Source organism: Eubacterium sp. BL-380-WT-2B (assembly GCF_009696115.1).
Taxonomy (GTDB): Bacteria; Bacillota; Clostridia; order Eubacteriales; family Eubacteriaceae; genus Eubacterium; species Eubacterium callanderi.
The window spans coordinates 338,189-359,666 of record NZ_VUMP01000005.1; the positions used below are offsets into that span (position 1 = coordinate 338,189).

The following is a 21,478-nucleotide window of genomic DNA, read 5'->3' on the forward strand; positions in this document are numbered from 1 at the left end:
ACTAAATATCAAGATTTAATGCTGCTACATTTGGGAGGAACAAGATGAAAAAATACGAACAGTTTATTGCAAAAGAGGACATTGAATTAATTCATGAGAATACCATTCGTATTCTTGAAAACGTCGGGGTAAAATTTGAGCATGAGGAAGCTCTGGAGATTTTCAGGAAGCACGGCATGCGGGTCGAGGGCGATGTCGTCTATATGGGTGAGAAGGATGTGCGCGCGGCTCTGTCAACGGTTCCGGAGACCTTTACGCTGTACTCGGGCAGAGGAACCGTAGAGGTTGGAGGCGGCAGTATGGTCAAGCTGCCGGTGGGCTGTCCGGCCTTTATTGAGGACCGTGGCAATATCCGTAAAATTTTAAATAAAGACATTATTGATCTGTTTAAGCTTATTGATACCAGTCCATTGCTTGACTGTAACCACGTTAACTTTTTTACCGAATCGGAAGGCTTTTCCGATGATGTGAAGCGCTATTCCTATCTGGCGCTGCTCATGAAATACTCCAATAAGCCTTTCCCCTTTGCCATTCCCGATACCTCGGCAGAAAAGGGCAGCCTGAGGGAAGCCATGGCAGGCGGTATCCGCCTGATGAAACGGTTTGAGGGCGTTGAGGATAAATGTCTGGCTTCGGTGGGGATCAACCCTCTTTCGCCGCTCTGCTATGACCATGCCCCCATCGAGCGGATCATCGGAACCTGCAGCGAAAACCAAGGTATCTGGCTGGCCTCCTGTGTGATGCCGGTTTTAACAGCTCCGCCTTCGGTCGCTTCAATCCTGACCATGGTGAATGCAGAGATTCTGGCAGGCTTTGTTTTTACGCAGCTCTTAAAACCCGGAACACCGATGATTTACGCCAATGTATCCGGCTCGACAGATTTGAGGACCATTCAGCTGAGCATGGGGAATCCAGAGGCGGCGCTGATGATTTACGGAACAGCGGCTCTGGCCGATTATTACCGTGTTCCCTTCCGGGCCGGCGGCGCCATCAGCGACGCCAAGGATCTTGATTTCCAGGCAGGTATGGAATCCATGATGATGGCCGAAGCGACCGTAGAGGCAAAACCGGATATGATCCTCCACAGCACAGGCTGTCTGGGGACATACAATATCGTCAGCTTTGAAAAAATGCTGATGGATGAGGAAATCTTTGCCTATGCCGAACGGATTCACCGGGGCATTGATGTAACGGAGAAGAAAATCTGCTTTAAGGATATTGAAAAGACCGGACCAAGGGGAAATTTCCTGTCTGGCAGAACGCCGAAAATGTACCGTGAAGAATTTTATCTCACCCAGTACCTGAACAAGGCCGACGCCAACGACTGGCAGAATAAAGGCCGGGTCGGGCTCAAGGAAAATGCCGGCCAAAAGGTGCAGGAGAGAATTGAGGCTTACCAGGCGCCGGAAATTACAAAAGAGCAGGAAGAATTGTTAAAGCCATATTTGCCGGAAGATTACCGGGATCAGATTTAGGAGGCCTGTCATGAGTAAGGGAAAACGTAATTTTCTTTTGGTGTTGATCAGTGTGATGGTGGGGATTATCTATTTTATCCCCTACCTCCGCTTTTTCTTTTATGACCAGATGCTGGACGGATTTCATCTGACCAACTTGCAGCTGGGCACGCTTGGGTCGATTTATGGCCTGGTTGCCCTGTTCTGCTACCCGGTCAGCGGTTACCTGGCCGACCGTTTCAGCGCGCGTATTCTGCTGACCATCTCTTTTTTAGTCATGGCAGGGCTCACTTTCTGGCAGTCCACTTTTCCAGGCTATAATACACTGGTGATTATCTATGTCCTGTATGGCTTCTTTACGACCGCCACGCTCTGGTCACCTTATATCTGTTTTGTGCGCCATCTGGGAACAGAGGAGGAGCAGGGAAAGCTTTTTGGTGTCAGCGAGGCCATGCGCGGTGTGGTCAGCGCGGTAACCGGCTTTGTTTTTCTCTGGATGCTGGGCCTTTTTGTGGACAGCGTGGGAGGAATGCAGGTGCTCCTGTGGATTTCGGTCGGGTTATATGTGCTCTTCGCGGCTTTGAGCATCGTCTTTTTACCTAAAACGGAGGTTAAGGGCTCAAAGCAGGACAGTCCTCAGGAAAAAGGAATGAAAAATATTATAAAAGCGCTCAAGCTCCCCGGCACATGGCTGGTTGCGTTCTTCCTGTTCAGCTGTTTTTGCGTGATCAATACCGGGACAAACTACCTCGGCACTTACACAACACAGGTGCTGGGCGTATCGGCCTCTGTCTCCAGCGGACTGGCGATTTTCAGAAGCTATGTCATCGTGATTGCGGCAGGTGTGCTGGGCGGTATACTGGCGGACAAGGCGAAATCCAGAGCCATTTTTATCAGCGGCCTTCTGGGCGGTATTATCGTGTGCGCAGCGCTTTTGATTTTCAGCAGCAGTCTGGTAACGGTGGCCATTGTCATTACCATGGTCATGTCCTTCCTGTATTTTACGGTTAAATCTGTTTATTATTCAGTCATGGGTGAAGGCGGGATTCCCCTTGAGCTGACCGCGGCCGCCACAGGCATCATTTCCTTTATCGCCTATGCGCCGGAGGCCTTTATGACGACCATCATGGGTTCGTGGATTGACGCGGACCCGGTGGTGGGCTTTAATAAGATATTTATCTGGATGATCAGTTTTTCGGTGATCAGTATCATACTGGCTGTGATTATTTACAGACGGCACAAAAAAGCTGAGGGCATTTAGCCCTCAGCTTTTTCCAGGTTGTACTTCTTAATCTTATTGTGCAAGTTTGTCCGGGAAATCTGGAGCTGCTTTGCGGTTTGGCTGATATTATGGCCGTTATTTTCAAGGGCATCCTGGATGATCTTTGCTTCATAGGCGTTCATCAGATGGCTGAGCCTTTCTTCCCCGCTGGTTCCGGGCAGGCCGGAGGGCGGCGCTTTTTCGGGAGCGGCCTTTGTCCTAAGCAGGTACTCAGGCAGGTGGTGGGGTTTGATAAAGGCTTCGTCCTTTCCCGCGAAGTAGATGGCCTGGGTGATGATATGCCGCAGTTCCCGGACATTGCCGGGCCAGCTGTGGTATTCAAAAATCTGTTTTACCGCGCTGGACAGCCGGGTGACCTTTTTTCCGAGCACTGGCGCCATACTGCCAATAAAATACTCAGCCGTTTCAGAAATATCTTCCCGGCGCCGGATAAGTGGTGGAAGCTCAATGGAGAAAACCGCCAGGCGGTAATAGAGGTCTGCCCTTAAATGGCTGTTTTCAATGGCGATGAAAGGCTCCTCGTTGATGGCGCTGATAATACGGCATTTACAGGGCTTTTCCTCCTGGCCGCCCACCGCGCGGAAGCGCCCGGTCTCCAGAACGCGCAGCAGCTTTGACTGGAGCCCGATATCCATGGAGTTGAGCTCATCCAAAAACAGAGTGCCGTTCTCAGCCTCTTCAAACAGTCCTTTTCGGTTGACAGCGCCGGTATACGAGCCTTTACAGGTGCCAAACAGAGTGCTTTCAAGCAAGGCTTCCGGGATAGCGCTGCAATTTACAGCCACGAAGGGATAGGAGGAAAAGGCACTGTAGTTGTGAATGCTCTGGGCAAAGACCTCCTTACCGGTGCCGGTCTCACCCCAGATGAGCACAGGGGCATCTGTTTTAGCCGCGATTTTCCCCCGGTAGACTGCTTTTTGCAGCATCGGGCTGCTGCCGATCACATTGGCAAAGGTGTGCTGGGTACCGTTTTGCAGGTATTGGGAGGGGGCCTGGCGGTCGCTCTGCTTTTTATTGCCGTCGGCGATCATTTCCAGATAATCCGAGACCTCGCGGTAAATGCACAGGGCGTAGTCTATTTTACCGTTTTTACCGTAAATGGGGTAGGTGCTGCACAGAATATTTGCCTCATTGCCGCCGACTGTGGTGTAATAGTCCAGCGTTTCCTGATAGATTTTTCCGGTTTTCAGCGTATCGAGCACCATTGAGCGCTTTGGGCGGATGATGTTTGGAAACTGCTGTGGATTATAGAGCTCTTCCGGGCTTTTTCCAATAACCTCGTCACGCCGCAGGGCTTCAATTTTTTCACAGCCCTTAGAGTAACAGATGATACGCCCCTCGGCGTCAAGAATCATCACGGCCATGTCCGTGATGCGCTCCAGATCACCAATGTTCAGGGGGCGCAGCGCCTTTAAATCCTGTTCCATATTTTTACCTCTTTGTTTTAGGATTGATGATTAAAAAACTGTGAGTAAGACAGTCGATTTTTGTTTTTTACACTATTTTTATAATTTTAATCAGTTTTAAGCTACGGTTATTATACTATTTTTCTTAAAAATTGAAAGCATTCAAAATTAAATATTGACAACGTTCAATAATGGGTGTATATTGAAAGCATTCAAAGTTGCGCGCCTTTGTAATTCAGAATGGAGAAATTAACTGAATCACTTTAATTATGTAAAGGAGAAAAACAATGGATGAAAACAGAGTAAGTGTTCCGGCAGATCCGGGAGGGGCCATGCTGTTTGTTTTTTCAATGGAGGTAATATCTTTTTGGGCCGTTTATTTGGATGTTTTTTCGGAGGGAACATACTTAGTGCTTGGGTGCTTAATGCTGGCTGTTTATCCCGTTTATCTTATAGGCGCTTTTATTTATTATAAGCGCAATGATGCTTATATGGGCAATTGTTATTTCATTTTTGGCTCTCTCTTCGGAGGAATTTTTGGTTTAATCTACATTGCTCTGCATTTTGGATTTCTGTTTGGCTGGGATATGAACATTTCGATTTTAGCGATTCCCATGTTTTGGGGAAGTCTTGCTGTTTTTGCGCTGCTCAAGCCGATGCTTAAAGGGCCTGTTATCCCGCTTGTGGTTTATGGTATCGCTGCGATATGGCTTTTTACCTATGGATTAGAGCTGCTTTCTGTTGGCTCGCTGATCATTTTTACAGTTAACAAATACCTGTCGCTGATTGTGGGAGTCGGCACAGCTTATCTTTTTGTCAATGATCTTTTGCTTTCAGCTGGAGACAGGGGTCTGCCAATGGGGCCGCTTTTGGGCCATTAGGCGTAAAAGCAGGAAGCAGGATTGACAGGCCTGTTTCCTGCTGTTTTTACTCCTCCTTAGCACAATATTTCCGTATGAGCCGGCTGGCTTTTGACTGGGTAATGCCAAGCTCCTCAGCCACGCCGACAGAGGTTTTTCTGCGGCTGTAGCAGTCCTGGATGATGTAGCTTTTGACCTGATCCAGAAGCTGGTCGTAGGAATAGTAGAACTTATCATCGGTCCGGGGAACGTGCATGCGGATCTCCTCGGGCACCTTGCTCTCGTAGATAATGGAGCCGCTGGTTAAAACATACATGCGCTCAATGACATTTTTGAGCTCACGGATATTGCCGGGCCAGTCGTAGTTGACCAGTGCCAGAAGGGTCAGAGAATAAAAAACTTTGTTCGTGCCGTATTTTAAATTTTGTTTTTTGAGATAATGGAGAGAAAGGGGGATGATATCCTCTTTGCGTTCTCTGAGGGGTGGGATATAGCTGATAAAGGAGCCGATACGCCAGTAGAGGTCCTCTCTGAAGGTTTTTTGCGCGATGGCAGTTTTTAAGTCCTTGTTGGTGGCGGAAATAATGCGCACATCCACATGGACAGGCGTGGTGCCGCCGACGGGCAGGAAGGATTTGCTCTCAATGGCGTGCAGAAGTTTTACCTGGAGGTTTAAAGGCAGATCCCCGATCTCATCGAGGAAAACAGTCCCCTTGTCGGCGGATTCCAGCAGGCCCTTTTTTCCGCGGGTATTGGCGCCGGTAAAGGAGCCGGAGGCATAGCCGAAAAGCTCGCTTTCCAGCAGATTGTCGGGGATCGCGCCGCAGTTGATGGACATAAAAGGGCCAAAGCCGCGGTCACTGCACTGGTGGATGTACTCAGCGATCAGGGTTTTGCCAGTGCCGCTCTCGCCCAGCAGCAGGATGGACATGTCCGACTTCGCGATGCGTTCCAGCTCCACAATACGCTTCAGAAAAGCATGGCTTTCCCCCACAATATTGCGCCGCTGGCGCTTTTTTACTTTCTCGGGCTTTTCCATAAGCTTAGCGTCCGCGTCAAAGTCCACATCCGAAAAATTTTCCTGAATCACATAGACGGTAAAGTCGATGTCGTCCGGCGCCTCCTCTTTCATGACGGGGGTGTCGATGATTTCCATGTAATTGCGCGACAGCATATTTTTCTGCCGGTAGATCAGCGGCCTTTTCATGGCCAGCATATTTTTATAGGCGGGCGGGTAGACAACACCCTCCCACTTCCCCCAGTCACTGTCGCCCACCAGATCCTCGGGCAGCTTGCCGTAATGCCTTGAGATGGCCGGGTTCACGTAGATGGTTTTTCCGTTCTGGTCGCTGACAAAAACGCCCAGAAAAAGATTTTCGAGAATTTTAATATAGAGCTCCTTTGGAAGAGACATGAGATAGTTCATGTATTCTTCGCTGTGCTGAAATGGATTGTTCACAAAATCACCGCCTTTTCTAAAGTATACCGGGATTCTTTATAAAAAACAAGCGATTTCCGAAAAAATAGTCATTTTTGCATAGATTAATAAATATTACAAAGTATGGGTAGTTAAAAATGATTAACAGACGGCCCTTTTTTATGGAGAAATGGCGCATCTGGGGCTTTTTTAAAATTGGCACGGGTCTTGCGTTATTAAACGGCATGAATCGGAAAGCCGATCCTTCCAGAATCTGCAGAATGATGGAATCAAGTGTAATCAACGAAAAATGACTGATATGAAAAATTGGAGGAAAACCATGTACCCGAACCGTAATTTATTTGAGAAATACATCACCAGAGATGAAATTGAGCTGATCCATGAATATACCTTAAAAATTTTATCCGAGGTCGGTGTGGTCATTGAGAGCGACTACGCCGCGGAGGTGTTCGCGAAAAACGGCGCCCGCGTTGAGGGCCATAAAATTTTTATCGATGAAGCCCTTTTAAAACGGGGCCTCTCCACAGTGCCCAAGGAATTTGACATTTACAGCCCATCGGGGAAGCTTACCTTGGGTGAAACCGCCCCGACCATCTGCGCAGGCCCTGTGGCCCCGACCACCATACAGGATTTTGAAAACAACACCTACCGGCCGGCCAACCTGAAGGATGTGGCCGAATACTATATGCTCCAGGAAACCAGCGCAGTCATTGACATGCCCACCCATTCCTGCCAGAACACTGACGATCTGGACAAATCCGGCGATGATTTCCACACGCCGCAGGTGGCCATGGGACTTAAATACTGCCGTAAGCCCATCTATCAGGGCAACACCATCACCCCCATCAATTACAAAAAAGGCTCCCTGGTGGAGGCAAACCGCAGACTGGTCAAGCTGCACCGCGAATTTTACGACATCTGGGACAAGCCTGTGACCATGTCCAACTGCTGTGTGCTCTCGCCGCTGGCCATCGGCGCAGAGGTCGTGGACACCATTGTGGGCGCAGTGCTTGAAAACCAGCCGGTCATCATTATCTCCTGCTCCATGACGAACCTGACCTGTCCGCCGACGCTGGCAAGCGCCATTGTACAGGATAACGCCAACATCCTGGCCGGGATTGTCCTCACCCAGCTCATCAACCCGGGCGTGGGCGCGGTTTATGGCTCGGTAACCTCCCCCACCGACATGCGCAATGTCCAGCTGGCTACCGGCGCGCCCGAAGCTGTGCTCATGCAGATGGGCCTGGTGGCCATGGGGCGTTACTATAACCTGCCAGTGCGCTCCGGCGTATCTGCCACCACCGCCGTTGACCTGGACTTCCAGTGCGGCGCGGAATCCATGATGACCCTCATGACCGGCATGCTCGGCAAAACGGACTTTATCCTGAACGCTGCGGGTGCTTACGGCGGTTATAACCTGGGTTCTCTGGAAAACTTTGTGCTGGATGAAGAAAATATCGCTTACCTCAGACGTGTGAACCAGGGGCTGGACATCACCGAGGACAAGCTGTATTTTGACCTCATCAAAAAGACCGGCCCCCGCGGCAATTATCTGAAGGGCCGCACGCCAAAGGATTATAGAAAGGAAAACTATTTCCCGAACATCTTTGTCCGCGAGGGCGGCTCCCCGGCAGATGTCATTGAAAAGAACGGCAATCTGGTGGCCCGGGCCCGCAAGGTTATCAACGAACGACTGGAAAGCTACGCGCTGCCAGATGTCACCACCACCCAGAAAAAACTGTTAAATGAATACCTGCCGGAAGGCCATAAATACGATTTATAAAAGATAAGAAGAAAGAGGAGTAAAATAATGAGACGAAACGACCGACCATTACAGTTAGGCATGCACACCTATACCCTGCACCTCAGCGGACTTGGCGAGAGCTGGGGATTTGACGACACCCACGCCTTTGAAAAGTCCATCAACCTCATGCAGCTCATGGATCTGGCTGTGGAATGGGGGCTGGACGGCCTCCACATCACCAATGTGGACCTGGAAACCCTTGATACCGCCCATCTGGCAGAGGTGAAGGCTGCCGCCGAGGATCACGGGCTCTATCTGGAATACAACGTATCCTTTGACGCCCCCTGCGACCCGCGTGTCAACTCAAACGTGCATGACGCCCTGGTGAACGCCAAGGCCATGGGCGCAGATCTGGTCAAATTCAGCCTGGACATCGAGCGGCCAAAGCCGCTGTATGGCACCTGCTTCCACCCGGAGGTCATGTCGCAGCTGGCAGCGCGCTACCGTGAGTTTAAGGAGAATATTCCCCTCATGGAGGAGCTGGGGCTTCAGGTTTCCATCGAAAACCACTGCGATACCTACGCCGACGAGGTTATCTGGCTGGTAAAACAGCTGAACCACCCAGACATCGGGGCGTGTCTGGACACCATCAACTCCCTGTGTGTGCTGGAAGGCCCAGAAGCCTGCGCGCAGAAGATGGCGCCTTACGCAAACTGCTGCCACTTCTGCGACAACAAGCTGGTCATCGACCCGGACGGCACCCACTCCATCGGTGTGGCCATTGGCGACGGGGATATTGACTGCGCCAAAATCCTGAAAATGCTCAAGGAGGAAGCGCCGCTTTCCCGAATCACCTTTGAGGTGGAGTATGAGATTGGGGAGGATACCTTGGAGGTTGCCAGGGAAAAGGAAATCGAGGCCTGCAAAAAGAGCATCAACTATCTGCGCAATGTGTTAAAGCTTGGCGTCCGCGGACGCTAAGCGGGAAGAGGGGATAATAATATGAAAGTAACCGGGAAAAAAAGATGGGTTGTACTCACGCTGGTCTCACTGCTCGGCGGGATTATGGTTTATGTGCCGTTTCTGCGCTATAACTACTATGACCAGATGATCACCGTGTTCACACAGTTTAAGCCCATTGTCTCAGAATCTTACGCCCACGAGTTTATCGGCGATATTGGCCTGTGGTTTGGTATCTTTTCGGTATTGATCTACCCGATCGGGGGGATTCTGGCCGATAAATTCAGCGAGCGGAACCTGCTGGTCATCGGCGCGGCCATCATGGGCCTTGCCTCTTTCTGGTACGGCATGGTGCCCGGCAGCACGGAGATCATGATTATCCACATTCTTTACGGCATCGGCACCAGTATTTTTATCTGGTCCGCCTATCTGAAGGTTGTCCGCAAAATGGGGACAGACGCCGAGCAGGGCAGAATGTACTCCACGTCAGAATTTGTAAGGGCCATTGTCGGCACAGCCATTGGCTTCTTTGGCGCAAGCCTTTTAAACAAAGCCATTTTCCCAGGCACAGGCGTGGACGCGCAGGTGCTGGGGCAGCAGTGGCAGCTCATGCTGTTCTTCAACGGCGCGCTGTTCATCGTTCTGGGAATTTTGATTTTTATCCTTGTTCCGCGGAAGATCACCGGCGCTGAAGAGAGCAATGAGGTGGTTCAGGAGGGCTTCAGCATGAAGAGCATCACCACGGTTTTAAAAATGCCGGGCACCTGGCTGCTGGCCCTGCTCATTTTCTTCTGTTTTTCCTTTACCTCTGCCGGCGCGGGTTATCTTGGGACATACACCACGAATATTCTCGGCATTTCAGAGACCCAGGCCAGCAATTTTGCGGTTATCCGCAACTATATTATCGCCGGGCTTTCCACCCTGTCCATTGGCTTCATCGCAGATAAGATCGGCTCAAAGGTAAAAACCCTGGGCATATACCTGGTGCTGGCGACCGTCATGGCAGTGGTCATGATTCTGACAAAGGACGCGACCATGCTGTGCATTGTCGTCACCTTCGTGTTCGCCACAGTCTACACTGGCATGCGCGGCATTTATTTCGCAACCCTGAGCGAGGTCGGGATTCCGCTGTCACTCACCGGTGTGGCGACTGGGATCATCTCTCTGATCTGCTACACGCCGGATATTTATTTTGCCAAGCTGGCAGGCTCCTGGCTGGACGCCTACGGCAGCGCGGGCTATGATTTTATCTGGTACTGGGCCATTGGCTGCGGTATTCTGGGGATTATCACAGCCGTCATTACACTGGCCTATTCTAAAAAATTACAGGCAAAAAATAAAACAAAACAGCCAGCGGCAGAAACAGTTGCTGACGCAGAATAATGAGGAGGAAATCATGGAACAACCCTACAATTTTGCGCCAAAGGAAGAGCTGGAGCTCATCCACGCCCATTCCCTGAGGCTTCTGAAGGAAACTGGCGTTGTCTTCTACTGCGATGAAGCCCTGGAAGTTTTTAAAAAGCACGGCGCGCGTGTGGACGGCGAGACGGTTTTTATTGAGGAGCGCATGCTGAACGAGGCGTTAAAAACCATTCCCAAAACCTACGAATGGTACGGCCGCGAGGGCTCCATTACCCTGGGCGGCGGCAAGCCCATCTATGCCTCCAGCTATGGCCCCATGTACGTCTATGAGGATGACGACTACCACTTTCCTACGCCGCTGGATTTCGCCAACTTCGCAAAACTGGACCAGAGCAGCAGGGTGGTGACCATCGGAAATCCCAACAACATGGATATGCCCCAGATCAAGCCCGAGGAACGGAGTAATTACGCCATGGCGGCCACCCTCATGTACCTTGACAAGCCCCTCATGGGCATGGTAGACGGAAAGAAAAGCGCCACAGACTGCCTGAATATGGTCCGCCGTTTCTACGGCATGGACGATTCCGACAAGCGCTGTGTGGTGTCCGGGCTCATCAACGTGGCCTCGCCCTTCCACTATTCACAGGCCATGTGTGAAGGCCTGATGAAATACGCCTCAGAAGGACAGGCAACCTTTGTGACCTCGGCAGGCATGAGCGGACTGACGGTTCCGGATACCCTCGCCGGACATATTCTGGTGGCAAACACCGAAATTCTGGCCGGCGTTGTGCTGACACAGCTCATCAATCCAGGCGTTCCGGTGGTCTACGGACTCCAGGGGCTTGGCTCAGACCTGCGGTATACGGTCGGCACCATGGGCAGTCCAGAACAGTCGCTCATCTTCCAGACCGCCAAGGCCCTGGCAAACTTTTACGGCATGCCCGTGCGCACCGGCGGTCTCATGAATGACGCCAAGGATATGGACATCCAGGCCGGCGTCGAATCCTTTAACAGCGGTTACGCAGCCATCATGTCCGGCGTGGACGTCATGCTCCTGTCCTGCGGCATGCTGGACTCGGTCAATACCATCAGCTATGACAAGTACATCTATGATGAGGAAATGATCCAGTCCATCGAACGCTTTGTCCGCGGCTATGAGGTGACCGAGGAAACACTGCAGCTTGATAAAATACAGAAGGCCGGCCCGGGCGGCGATTTTCTGGGAAGAACCACAAGACTGTACCGCAGGGACTACTTTATGCCCGAGATCTGCAACCGGCTGTCCCACGGCAACTGGATCGCTGCCGGAAAACCGACTGTCAAAAGCCGGACAAAGGCAGCGTACCAGAAACGTCTGGAGGAATATGTGATGCCCGAAATGGATAAGGACCAGAAGGCCTTGATTGAAAAATACATTCCAAAGGAACACTGGTATTAAGTCATATAGAAAAATAAAACGCTTCAGACTGGGGTCAGAGGTCCTTCGATATAAGGGCCTCCTCCAGTCCAAATGGTTTTAAGAGGGTTTTGAGAAAAGAGGAGAAGAACATGGAAGGTAAAAATAAAGAAAAAGGTAAAAGCGTTTGGCAGGAGGTTGATAAGCGTGTGCTCATCCCCGGGGGGATCTGCCTCCTTCTGGTCGTTCTGGCCGGTGCGGTCTTTCCCGCACAGTTCGAGACAGGGCTGAGCGCCTGTGTGGAATGGATTATGGCGCATTTTAAATGGCTGTACATCGTCTGCGTGTGCGCCATCACCATTGTCTGTTTCTGGCTCATCTTCAGCAAATACGGCAATATCCGCCTCGGCGGCAAAAAGGCAAAGCCCAGCTTCAGCCTCTTTACCTGGTGCACCCTGTCCCTCACCGGCACCATCGCTGTCGGTATCTGCTTCTACGGTGTGTCCGGCCCGGTTAACGCCTTTATGAACCCGCCGGAATTTCTGCACGTTGCGCCGGGGAGCCCGGAGGCGGTTATCCCAAGCTTGAAATACTGCTTTCTGCATTACGGCATACCACCCTATTTTCTCATGGTCTTCTTTGCCATGATCCTGGCTCTGGTCTACTATAACGGAAAGCGGGATCTGCGGGGGAGCTCTACCCTCTTTCCACTCATCGGGGATAAATCCAAAACCTGGATTGGGAATATCGCCAATATCCTTATGGTGGTCTGCCTGATTGTCTGCGGGACCAATATGGGTCTTGCGGTTATCCAGTTGAACGCGGGCATTGGCACAGTGGCGGGTATGGCCGAGACTCCTAGCTTTGAGGTGGTTTTGATTGTCATCTACACAGTCGCTACGGTCATTTTCGCCACCTCCGGCGCCCATAAGCTTATGGGACGGCTGAGCAATGTCAACGCGGTCTGCTACGCGGTAATCCTTATTTTTGTCCTGTTTACGACGAGCGTGAACGATACCTTTAACCTGCTTTTTACCGCCCTCGGCGAGTTTGTCAGAGACTTTATCCCCATGATCTCCTTTGGCGATCCCATCTATCAGACCGGCTGGCAGAACAGCAATTCCATGTTCTACTATGCCTGGAATCTGGTGCCGGCCCTCATGCAGGCGCTTTTCTATGTCAGCATCGCCTATGGGCGTACCCTGCGCCAGTTCCTGCTCGTCAACTGCCTGCTGCCCTGCACCGTTGTGTTTACCTGGTACGCCGCCTTTGGCGGAAACGCCATGCTGGGCATTTTAAACGGCAGTGATCTCTTTGCCCAGATGCAGCAGTTCGGCGACGGCATCGCCACCTTTGCCTTTCTGGATACCCTCCCCCTGGGACAGATCATGAAGTGGGTGTTCATCATCGTGGCCATGATGACCTTTATCACCTTCTCCGACTCCGTGGCCTACTCCTTCCCCATGCTCCTGATGAAAAAAACCTCGACCGACATCTCTCTGACCAAAATCCCCAAAGCCTTAAACGCCGCAGTGGCCATTTTCATGGGCGTGCTGACCATGGTGCTGCTCTTTGTGGGCGGCTATGACGCCCTTAACCAGGTCATTGTGGCTCTGGGCTTCCCCGCGGTCATTTTTACCCTCATCGTGCTCATTGCCGGGGTGAAGTTTATCCTGCATCGGGATAAGTACGACGCGACTTATATTGAGGAGATGGAGGAAGCTGCTCGTACAACGAAAATCGAATGACCGCTTCAAGCAGCGGCAGGTTCGTGATACGGTTTCGCTCAACAATATCTTTAAGTAAGGAGGAAGAAAACGAGGAAATAGAATAAACTGAGCAGTTCAGCTTTAAAGGCGGATTCCATTTAATGACGGAATCCGCCTTTTTGTTTAACAAATTATTTAAACCATTTCTCCGTCAGTCGATTTTCTGATTTTTGTGGTATATAGTCATTAGAAAAATAACTTATTCGGGCGTTCTGAATTTTATTTTGGACGGCTGACGGAGGTAAAGATGAAAGCAATTATTGTATCATCCTTTGGTGATGAAGAAGTATTGAAGTATCAGGAAACAGAGACGCCAACACCGGCGGCAGGCGAGGTGCGTGTGAAGATAAAGGCAGCAGGGGTGAATCCTGTAGAGACTTATATTCGGTCAGGACACTATACGGCGCTTCCCGCTCTTCCCTACACACCCGGAAATGACGGCTCTGGAATCGTGGACGCGGTGGGCGATGGCGTAGAGCATTTAAAGAAGGGCGACCGCGTGTTTGTAGCGGCGGCACTGGCCCGCCGCAATACGGGTACCTATGCAGAGTATACAGTTTGTGATGCTGACGCAGTCCGATATTTACCCCAGAATCTTTCTTTCTCAGAGGGCGCAGCCCTTGGCACACCGGGGCTTGCGGCAACTTACGCTTTATACTCAAAGGCAAAAATAAAACCAGGTGAAACAGTTTTTATCCATGGCGCAAGCGGCGGCGTAGGCTCCCTGGCTGTACAGCTTGCCAGAAGAACCGGGACTTTTGTCATGGGAACTGCTGGTGATCCTGAAGGCATGACGCTGATTGAAAAGCTGGGTGCACACCGGGCATTTAACCATAGGAGTCCAGGTTATTTGGAGGCTGTAAAACAGGAGACTGGTGAACATGGGCCGGACGTAATTATTGAAATGGTCGCAAATATAAATTTGATGAAGGATATGGAGCTTTTGGCAAAATATGGCCGGGTAGTAATTGTAGGGAATCATGGAACCCTTGAGTTTGACCCGCGTTCGGCCATGACCAAGGATGCAGTGGTGATGGGAATGAACATTGGCAATATGCCCCAGGAGGATTATATTGCCAATATGTACACACTGTCAGCGGCCATGGAGACAGGGCTCCATATGATTATCGGAAAAGAACTGCCTCTCTGCCAGGCGGAACAGGCACACCGTGACGTCGGGGAAGGAAAAGGCGGAAAGGTGGTTTTAACCGTGGAATAGCAGCTTTGGTTCATCCGCAGCAAATGGAAATAAGGCTTTATACATACCGGGACAGCTCTGAAAGCTCCTCCACCCGCTTCAGCGCCTCGTCCTGCCCAGTCTCGCTGAGCTTCCGAAAAAGCTTCAGGAGGGCAACCTCCTGCTCGGTAATGAGCGGGGCGCTGTTATCGCTGCGCTCGATGCTGACATCATAGCCCATGAGCCAGGCTTCATTGACGTTTAAGGCCTTTGCCAGCAGATAAATATTATTCTGCTTGGGCTCAAAATTGCCCGAAATATACTGGTTGATGGCAGAGGGACTGATCCCGGTTTTTTTGGACAGGTCGCTCTGCCGCATATGGTTTATTTCTAAAGCCAGCCGGATGCGCTGGCCGATGGTTTGCTTCATAAGGTCTTCTCCCAATGTCGATGGTTTAGTTACAGACATATCGTTTTTGATTACGGTACCCCGTTCGTTTATTATATGCTATTTTCTAACAAAATACATCAAATAAAATAAAATTAGAAAAAAAATGAAATTATTATTGTATTCATAAATAAAATGTGTTATTATATAATAAAATTTATTAAAACTAAAGAATCTGGGGAGCGTCATGTGTTTTAATTACGACCGATTATTGGAAAGAGTGCTTGAAGTCTTTTGGGATAAACGTGTTTTTGCCGTTGAGATGCAGATGGCCGAAGCTGTCTTGATCAGCCGGATTGAGAATAAGACCCCGTTCAGAAAGGAGGAAATCGACCGTGCGGTTATGCTGTTAAACATTGACCATGAAAAAATATCCGATTATTTTTTTAGAATTGAAAACGATAAAAGAGGTCAAATTGAAAAAATGTGATTACAGGCTCTGTGGAAATTTTGACGCGCGCTTTGGCAATAACTGCCGGGCCCTGTCCAGAGTTATCCCACAGAAGGAATGCTTTGCCAGAATGAGCCGTCAGACGGCCAGACAGGTGGACGAGGAAATCCGGGACGCGCTGGAAACCGAAACGGTCCAGACGAACCGGCGCTACTATGAAAAGAAAAATAAAAATATGAGTGATGAGAAAAGGGGGAAATAATCAATGTATTCCGAAAAAACGAAATTTTACACACACACCGAGCTCGGTGTTCAGACAGTTGCCTTAAAGGATGGGCAGGTCTACTTTATTCCAAAGGATTTCACCGGCCGTTTTGGTTATAAGTGTAATGACGCGCTGGTCCGCCGCCTCTGTAAGGGACAGCGGATGCTGATGGTGCCAGTGGGACCGGATACCAAAAAGATGCGGAAGGTGCTGGGAGTCCCCTGCCACGAGGCTCTTGCCATCATCAACGATATTGCCCGTTATATTACAGAAAAGGAAGCCTACCGCCTCTGGTTTGACGAGATCCTTCTGGATTTTATGAAACCGGAATTTGATTTAAAGGAGGAGCTGCTCAAGTGTATCCACCGCTATCACAGCAACGGCGGTGCAACCTTTACGGATATGGAGCGCAATTTTGACCGCTATGGGTACGATTATCATGGGGATTGCAGCCTGGTGTTTGAAGCCGTTGGTGGCGGAAAACCAGTATACTTTTGGACTGGATGGAATAAGGAAGCCTTCGAGGCCCTGGCCCAGCTGGTGGCAGAGGGGCGCGTCCAGAGACGGTATACGGGTCCCCTTCCCTATTATTATGAGGGACGCGGTCTGGGCCTGCCGGTCATCCATGATATTGACGGCATTGCAGCAGGCGGCTGGCTGCCCATTGGCTTTGCCATCACTCCTGCGGGTGAGGCGGAGCTGGAAGCGGCGTAAAATAAGCTTGATATGAACAAAGGCCATGTTTAGAATACCTAAACATGGCCTTTTGTTTTTAAAGGATTTTGCCTGAAATTCTAACTGGGAAGGAGAGACTGCGGCCTTTTAAGACAGAGCGTTTTTTTACAGGTGTCCCAGAAGCTCATGGCTGGCAGCTCGGTCAGGGAGTCAATGGTTTTTTATGATAGATTTTCTTATAATATGAAAGCACGCTTTTCTTAAGAGGTACCGTTTTCGATACGTTTCAGGCATTATTGGATACAGAACCATTGCCACAAAAATATCTTTTTTATATAATTAAATTAAGATTAAAGCATTACAGATAAGGAGAAACCCATGAAAAAGTTTTTAACCGTTCTGCTGAGCGCGCTTTTGGTCGCGGCGTCACTGCCGTTGGCTGCGTTTGCTCAGACAGCATCAGAGGAAACGCCTGTGATCAAAGGCGATTATGTTCAGGGAGAGGTTATCGTGTGTTTGGACAGCGGCAGCACGGCCCCGCGCAGCCGTTCAGCCCTGCCGGATCTGCTGGCTGGTGCAGAGCCGCTTATGACCCTGTCGGACAGCGCCGGGGATGCAGATAACACACAGCTGCGCAGCCGTCAGGCGGCTTCTGCGGATACACCACAGGTGCTCGCGCTGGTTAAGGATGAAAGCCGTTCAACGGAAGCGCTGATCGCAGAGCTTGAATCCTATCCGCAGGTGGTCTTTGCAGAACCGAACTACATTACCACAAATTTTGAAACCACAGCCACAGAAACTTATCCAGATTTATCGGATCTGCAGTGGGCAAACAGTGATCAGAGCAGCAAAAATAATCCCTTTGAAAATCCAAAAGGCTTTAACATCGGGGTTCCCGACTGGAATATTCCCAGCGCGAGTGTTGACAGTGAAAATCCAGTGGTCGCGATTCTGGATACAGGCGTAGACCTCACCAATCCGGATTTAAAGGACAAGCTGTGGACCCGACCAGCTGGCTCAAGCCTCCCCGGCGGCGATCACGGCATTAATGTCAGCGGTGAGGGCAGTTTGGAGAACGTGGTGGACACGAACGGCCATGGGACGCACTGTGCCGGTATTGTGGGCGCCGCCTGGAACAATATGGGTGTTTCCGGCGCAGGTGAAAAGATTGAGATCATGGCGATCCAGAGTAATACCTCCATTTCCAGCAAAATTCAAGGCTTTGATTATGTCAAACAGGCCTGCCGGGAAGGGGTTAACGTCAAGGCTGTGAACTTGTCCTGGGGCGGTCCCGGGCAGTCCAAAGCTCTGGACAGAGCCATCGAGGAAACTGGAAAGGCCGGCGCCATCGCTCTTGTGGCCTCAGGGAACTCTGGCTGGGATAATGACATCAGTAACAGCATGGCCTCAGGATTTTTAAATAATCCTTACGCGGTTGTGGTCGATGCTGCAAATCCGACAGGGACCATGTCCACCTTCAGCGATTACGGAAAACGGACCACGGATATCGTGGCACCGGGAAGTCAGATTTTATCCACAGTACCCATGGACCAGAGCGTCTATTATCCCGAAAAGGATGAAGCGCCAGTCTGGTACGATAATTTTGAAGACGGACGTACCCCAGACATTTCGTTCTTTTATGATGCGGCGTGTACAAAGCCCGCGGAAGTCACCCATATAAGCAGTGGCAAGGTCTATGAAGGTTCAAAGAGCCTGAGTATAGACATTGAGGATGCTGAAAGCGGAAATGTTGTGCTTTACAGCCAACCGATGGATCTGTCGGAAAAGGCCAGTTTAATAGAGAATAAGGCCATCAGTATCAAGGTTGCGGCGGCAGGACAGGAAGTCGGCGCTTGCGCTTTACTGGTAAAAAACACTGGAGGCGAGTTTGAGGAAGTTAAAATTTCGGGAGGAACAGCCCTTGACGGCACGTGGATGAATTACAGCGCGGCCCTTCCAGAAGATACAGATTATAAGAGCTTTCAGATGAAGGTACTGTTTGCTTTCCGGGATATTACCTTTTTACCGGACCGTTCAAACCCGTCAGTGACGCCAAACAGCGGCACTGTCTATGCCGATGCCATGGGCATTGGCGACGCATCAAAAATGCTGCCCTTCGATTATATGAATGGCACCTCCATGGCAACTCCGGCGGCAGCCGGTGCGGCTGCCCTGCTCGGCAGTCAGTATAATGAATCCGGCGCGGCGCTGGCAGCCCGGGTGGTGGGCAGCGTGACTAAATATTCCAATTTTGCGAATAAGTGCGTGTCCGGCGGAATGGTCGACGTCAGCCAGACAGCACCTTACCCGGTACTCAACAGCATTGTGGATCAGGGGGATACCATTGAGGTTGACGGTTACTTTTTTGAAAACCTGAAGAGCGCGAAAATCGGTGGAATGGACGCAGAGATTGTGACAAATGCGCCAGAGGCGGTTTCTGCCACCGATGGAGGAAAAGTTGTTACCCTTAAAAAGCCCGAGGGCTTTGCAGGCGGTACCGCCGAGGTATCCCTCACCACAGGCAATGGTGAGGGGCATCAGACCTTTGAAATCGGCCAGAACGTAAACATCGACTACTTTGAAGAGAATCTGCCGCTTCCGGAGGATGAGGATTTTTATAAGGCTGAAAACAAACAGATTGTGGGCTATCAAAACCAGCTTTACGTCCTGCCGGACGGGCTAGAGAGTGAACTCTCCCCCGAAATATGGGCTTACAGTATTGAAGACCAGAAATGGTCAACACTCGAGCTGCCGGAGGCCTTAGTGAATCTTACCGGCGCAACCTGGAATGGCAGGCTTGCCGTTGCGGGCTTGACGGTTGATGAAAAGAATCAGCAGGTTGAGAAGCTGTGGTTCTATGACGGCCAGTGGCAGGAACAAAAGATTGAAGGACTCCCATTGGCCACTACCCTGGTCAATGCGGACGGCACACTGATGGGCGTGGGCGGACAATATATCGAAATTGATAAAGAAACCAATCAGGCGGCAGCGGCAGCCACAGCCACAAAGGATATCGTGGCCATTGATACTAAAGCTGGCACGGTTTCAAAAGCTGGAGAACTGGCCGAAGCAAGAGTTTACGGTAAGGTAAACGCCCATGAAAACCGTCTGATCATATCTGGCGGTACAGACAGCAAAGACGAACCGGCAGGAAATATCGAGCTCGTGACACAGAGCGAAGACGGCTATCAGGGAATGGAGGTCTCTCTTGATATAAAAGAAGGCCAGGCCTTTAACAGCATTGCCAATGCCGTTGTAAAGAACGGCTTTATGCTGGCTGGTCCCCAGAGTGCGAGTGAAGACCCGGCGGCAGTAGCAGATACCTACACGGTTGATCCGCAGACAGGGATGACAACCCCTTACGGGAAACGGATTGACGATGGTATACTCATCGGAACAGGCGCTACAGCCTACCACGATCATCTCTACGTTCTGGCCGACAGCTACACAGCACCGGGCGGTTATATCTTCAAGGCAACCGCGGTTGAAACCATCAATCCTCAGCCGGGAGAGGAAGCAGACAAAAAGCCGGATGATAACAGCGGACAGACGGTAAATCCTGAAAACAAACCGGATAATGTAAAAACCGGAATCGTTGAGGACAGCCAGACCGCGGCGTTCCTCTGTGCGGGAATGCTTATTCTGGCCGTTGCCGGACTGGCAGCCTATCGTAAAAAAATAGGCTAGATTGAAAAACACCCTGCCTGTTAAGTGCAAGCAGGGTGTTTTTTATGGTTCTTTTATTCAGCCAGGCTGAAGGTCACTTGGACGCTCCCGCTTCCGAGGGCGTCGGCCAGGCCTGCAGTGTCTGTGATGGAACCAAGGCGGGTATAGCTGTAAGCGCTCTGAAAGCTTTCGTAGAACAGAACAAGACAGTTGTCTCCGTAAAGCATCAGGTCGCCGGCTGCAATATGGCCCGGCTGCCCAGCGTTTGTTGGCAGTGCGTCTGAGAGGAAGAAATATTTTTCGTTTCCGTTCATTTCATCCATATTTAAGGTCATGGGCATGGCGGCGGCCAGAGCCTGGGCGGCTGGGGTGTCCTCCAGCCGCGCGGTAAAGACCCTGTCCCCAGCCTGAATGCGCAGCGCTGTGGCAGCAGCGGTGCTGTCCCCGGGCTGCGCAGAGGGCTGGACAGAAGGGCTGGGCTTTTCCGGTTCGGATGCGCTTGAGGCGGTCATGTCTGGGGAGCAGCCTGTGAAGGAAACGGCCAGAAGCAGAGAACAGCACAGGAAAGCAGTTTTCAGGCGAAGCATCACTTTTACGACCTCCGATTCGCCTATTCAGACAGATTTGCCCATATCATAGGCCGCCTTTAAAATAAGCGGGGCATTTTTGGCTGCGCCCACAGTGTCCAGCCCAGTGCCCCGGAGCACACCGGCCAGCTCTGCGCGTTCAAAGCAGTCGATCCAGCCCTGGAGGCCTTTGGCAGCCCCATCCATTGAGTCGCTGTTTTCATCCGCCGAGGCCGCCAGCAGATAGATCTCTCTGAAAGCGTAGTCGGCCGGAAACAGAGGGTTGCTGCGGTCGAGCAGTGTTTTCATCTGGCCGGACATCTCATAGAAATAAATGGGGGTGGCAAATACCAGCGCATCGGCGCTCAGCATCTTTTCTACAATGGCGCTGGCGTCGTCCTGGACGACACAGCGTCTGGTTTTCTGGCATGCCAGACAGCCCCGGCAGAAGCCAATGCTCTTGCCAGCCAGACGGATTTTCTCGGCCTTGTGGCCTGCGTCTTGTGCGCCGCGTGCGAATTCATCGGCCAGCGTGTCGGAATTGCCGCCTTTGCGGGGGCTGGTCGAAAGGATTAAGATATTTTTCTTCATAATGGATAACCTCTTTCTTTAAGGATTT

Annotated in this window: 18 protein-coding genes; 13 read left to right on the plus strand and 5 right to left on the minus strand. The window is 50.9% G+C overall.

Features of this window, described 5'->3' with window-relative positions; all coding sequences use genetic code 11:
* Window positions 1-44: 44 nt before the first annotated feature.
* On the plus strand, window positions 45-1,475 hold the full coding sequence (locus FYJ53_RS11965; RefSeq protein WP_148428496.1) for a trimethylamine methyltransferase family protein: 1,431 nt from the start codon (window positions 45-47) through the stop codon (window positions 1,473-1,475).
* Window positions 1,476-1,485: 10 nt separating this feature from the next.
* The gene (locus tag FYJ53_RS11970) at window positions 1,486-2,715 is read left to right on the plus strand and encodes an MFS transporter (RefSeq protein WP_148428498.1); all 1,230 of its coding nucleotides are present in this window, start codon (window positions 1,486-1,488) and stop codon (window positions 2,713-2,715) included.
* Here the strand turns inward: FYJ53_RS11970 and FYJ53_RS11975 are convergent.
* Window positions 2,712-4,163: a sigma-54-dependent Fis family transcriptional regulator gene (locus tag FYJ53_RS11975; protein ID WP_013378426.1), complete on the minus strand. Its 1,452-nt coding sequence runs from the start codon at window positions 4,161-4,163 to the stop codon at window positions 2,712-2,714. The genes FYJ53_RS11970 and FYJ53_RS11975 overlap by 4 nt on opposite strands.
* 266 nt (window positions 4,164-4,429) lie before the next feature.
* Between FYJ53_RS11975 and FYJ53_RS11980 the strand changes: the two genes are divergently transcribed.
* Entirely contained in the window at window positions 4,430-5,023 is a 594-nt protein-coding gene (locus tag FYJ53_RS11980; protein WP_013378427.1) for a hypothetical protein, read from the plus strand.
* A gap of 46 nt (window positions 5,024-5,069) precedes the next feature.
* Here FYJ53_RS11980 and FYJ53_RS11985 read toward each other — a convergent pair whose 3' ends face one another.
* Window positions 5,070-6,461, minus strand: coding sequence for a sigma-54-dependent Fis family transcriptional regulator (locus FYJ53_RS11985; protein WP_013378428.1), 1,392 nt, complete (start codon window positions 6,459-6,461; stop codon window positions 5,070-5,072).
* Between the two features lie 298 nt (window positions 6,462-6,759).
* Between FYJ53_RS11985 and FYJ53_RS11990 the strand changes: the two genes are divergently transcribed.
* From FYJ53_RS11990 to FYJ53_RS12015, 6 genes are all read left to right on the plus strand, one after another.
* Window positions 6,760-8,223: a trimethylamine methyltransferase family protein gene (locus FYJ53_RS11990; protein ID WP_090412068.1), complete on the plus strand. Its 1,464-nt coding sequence runs from the start codon at window positions 6,760-6,762 to the stop codon at window positions 8,221-8,223.
* Window positions 8,224-8,250: 27 nt separating this feature from the next.
* Window positions 8,251-9,165 carry a sugar phosphate isomerase/epimerase gene (locus FYJ53_RS11995; protein ID WP_148428502.1) on the plus strand — a complete coding sequence of 305 codons (915 nt, stop codon included), beginning with the start codon at window positions 8,251-8,253 and terminating at the stop codon, window positions 9,163-9,165.
* 21 nt (window positions 9,166-9,186) lie between these two features.
* Window positions 9,187-10,527, plus strand: coding sequence for a nitrate/nitrite transporter (locus tag FYJ53_RS12000; RefSeq protein ID WP_148428504.1), 1,341 nt, complete (start codon window positions 9,187-9,189; stop codon window positions 10,525-10,527).
* Window positions 10,528-10,540: 13 nt separating this feature from the next.
* The gene (locus FYJ53_RS12005; RefSeq protein WP_238054400.1) at window positions 10,541-11,944 is read left to right on the plus strand and encodes a trimethylamine methyltransferase family protein; all 1,404 of its coding nucleotides are present in this window, start codon (window positions 10,541-10,543) and stop codon (window positions 11,942-11,944) included.
* Window positions 11,945-12,054: 110 nt separating this feature from the next.
* Complete coding sequence (locus FYJ53_RS12010) at window positions 12,055-13,650, plus strand: BCCT family transporter (protein WP_148428508.1); 1,596 nt, start codon at window positions 12,055-12,057, stop codon at window positions 13,648-13,650.
* 268 nt (window positions 13,651-13,918) lie between these two features.
* Window positions 13,919-14,890 carry an NADPH:quinone reductase gene (locus tag FYJ53_RS12015; RefSeq protein ID WP_154557354.1) on the plus strand — a complete coding sequence of 324 codons (972 nt, stop codon included), beginning with the start codon at window positions 13,919-13,921 and terminating at the stop codon, window positions 14,888-14,890.
* Between the two features lie 37 nt (window positions 14,891-14,927).
* On the opposite strand, the gene FYJ53_RS12020 is transcribed toward FYJ53_RS12015, so the two are convergent.
* The gene (locus FYJ53_RS12020) at window positions 14,928-15,278 is read right to left on the minus strand and encodes a helix-turn-helix transcriptional regulator (RefSeq protein WP_013378436.1); all 351 of its coding nucleotides are present in this window, start codon (window positions 15,276-15,278) and stop codon (window positions 14,928-14,930) included.
* Window positions 15,279-15,483: 205 nt separating this feature from the next.
* Between FYJ53_RS12020 and FYJ53_RS12025 the strand changes: the two genes are divergently transcribed.
* The 4 genes from FYJ53_RS12025 (at window position 15,484) to FYJ53_RS12040 (ending at window position 20,314) form a co-directional block, all read left to right on the plus strand.
* The gene (locus FYJ53_RS12025; RefSeq protein ID WP_013378438.1) at window positions 15,484-15,726 is read left to right on the plus strand and encodes a DUF739 family protein; all 243 of its coding nucleotides are present in this window, start codon (window positions 15,484-15,486) and stop codon (window positions 15,724-15,726) included.
* The gene (locus FYJ53_RS12030) at window positions 15,713-15,949 is read left to right on the plus strand and encodes a hypothetical protein (RefSeq protein WP_148428512.1); all 237 of its coding nucleotides are present in this window, start codon (window positions 15,713-15,715) and stop codon (window positions 15,947-15,949) included. The genes FYJ53_RS12025 and FYJ53_RS12030 overlap by 14 nt, the downstream gene beginning before the upstream one ends.
* A 3-nt stretch (window positions 15,950-15,952) precedes the next feature.
* Window positions 15,953-16,666 (plus strand): hypothetical protein, encoded by a 714-nt coding sequence (locus FYJ53_RS12035; RefSeq protein WP_090412083.1) that lies wholly within the window; start codon window positions 15,953-15,955, stop codon window positions 16,664-16,666.
* Window positions 16,667-17,005: 339 nt separating this feature from the next.
* On the plus strand, window positions 17,006-20,314 hold the full coding sequence (locus FYJ53_RS12040; RefSeq protein WP_148428514.1) for a S8 family serine peptidase: 3,309 nt from the start codon (window positions 17,006-17,008) through the stop codon (window positions 20,312-20,314).
* 53 nt (window positions 20,315-20,367) lie between these two features.
* Here the strand turns inward: FYJ53_RS12040 and FYJ53_RS12045 are convergent, their stop codons facing one another.
* Window positions 20,368-20,880 (minus strand): cyclophilin-like fold protein, encoded by a 513-nt coding sequence (locus FYJ53_RS12045; protein WP_227929851.1) that lies wholly within the window; start codon window positions 20,878-20,880, stop codon window positions 20,368-20,370.
* A 27-nt stretch (window positions 20,881-20,907) separates the two neighbouring features.
* Entirely contained in the window at window positions 20,908-21,450 is a 543-nt protein-coding gene (locus FYJ53_RS12050; protein ID WP_148428516.1) for a flavodoxin family protein, read from the minus strand.
* Window positions 21,451-21,478: the final 28 nt, after the last annotated feature.

Coding starts and splice junctions, on each gene's coding strand:
- FYJ53_RS11975 (WP_013378426.1), bottom strand. CDS start 4,163: ATGGAACAGGATTTAAAGGCGCTGCGCCCCCTGAACATTGGTGATCTG.
- FYJ53_RS11970 (WP_148428498.1), top strand. CDS start 1,486: ATGAGTAAGGGAAAACGTAATTTTCTTTTGGTGTTGATCAGTGTGATG.
- FYJ53_RS12000 (WP_148428504.1), top strand. CDS start 9,187: ATGAAAGTAACCGGGAAAAAAAGATGGGTTGTACTCACGCTGGTCTCA.
- FYJ53_RS12025 (WP_013378438.1), top strand. CDS start 15,484: ATGTGTTTTAATTACGACCGATTATTGGAAAGAGTGCTTGAAGTCTTT.
- FYJ53_RS12010 (WP_148428508.1), top strand. CDS start 12,055: ATGGAAGGTAAAAATAAAGAAAAAGGTAAAAGCGTTTGGCAGGAGGTT.
- FYJ53_RS12040 (WP_148428514.1), top strand. CDS start 17,006: ATGAAAAAGTTTTTAACCGTTCTGCTGAGCGCGCTTTTGGTCGCGGCG.
- FYJ53_RS12015 (WP_154557354.1), top strand. CDS start 13,919: ATGAAAGCAATTATTGTATCATCCTTTGGTGATGAAGAAGTATTGAAG.
- FYJ53_RS12005 (WP_238054400.1), top strand. CDS start 10,541: ATGGAACAACCCTACAATTTTGCGCCAAAGGAAGAGCTGGAGCTCATC.
- FYJ53_RS11990 (WP_090412068.1), top strand. CDS start 6,760: ATGTACCCGAACCGTAATTTATTTGAGAAATACATCACCAGAGATGAA.
- FYJ53_RS11980 (WP_013378427.1), top strand. CDS start 4,430: ATGGATGAAAACAGAGTAAGTGTTCCGGCAGATCCGGGAGGGGCCATG.
- FYJ53_RS12020 (WP_013378436.1), bottom strand. CDS start 15,278: ATGAAGCAAACCATCGGCCAGCGCATCCGGCTGGCTTTAGAAATAAAC.
- FYJ53_RS12035 (WP_090412083.1), top strand. CDS start 15,953: ATGTATTCCGAAAAAACGAAATTTTACACACACACCGAGCTCGGTGTT.
- FYJ53_RS11995 (WP_148428502.1), top strand. CDS start 8,251: ATGAGACGAAACGACCGACCATTACAGTTAGGCATGCACACCTATACC.
- FYJ53_RS11965 (WP_148428496.1), top strand. CDS start 45: ATGAAAAAATACGAACAGTTTATTGCAAAAGAGGACATTGAATTAATT.
- FYJ53_RS12045 (WP_227929851.1), bottom strand. CDS start 20,880: ATGCTTCGCCTGAAAACTGCTTTCCTGTGCTGTTCTCTGCTTCTGGCC.
- FYJ53_RS12050 (WP_148428516.1), bottom strand. CDS start 21,450: ATGAAGAAAAATATCTTAATCCTTTCGACCAGCCCCCGCAAAGGCGGC.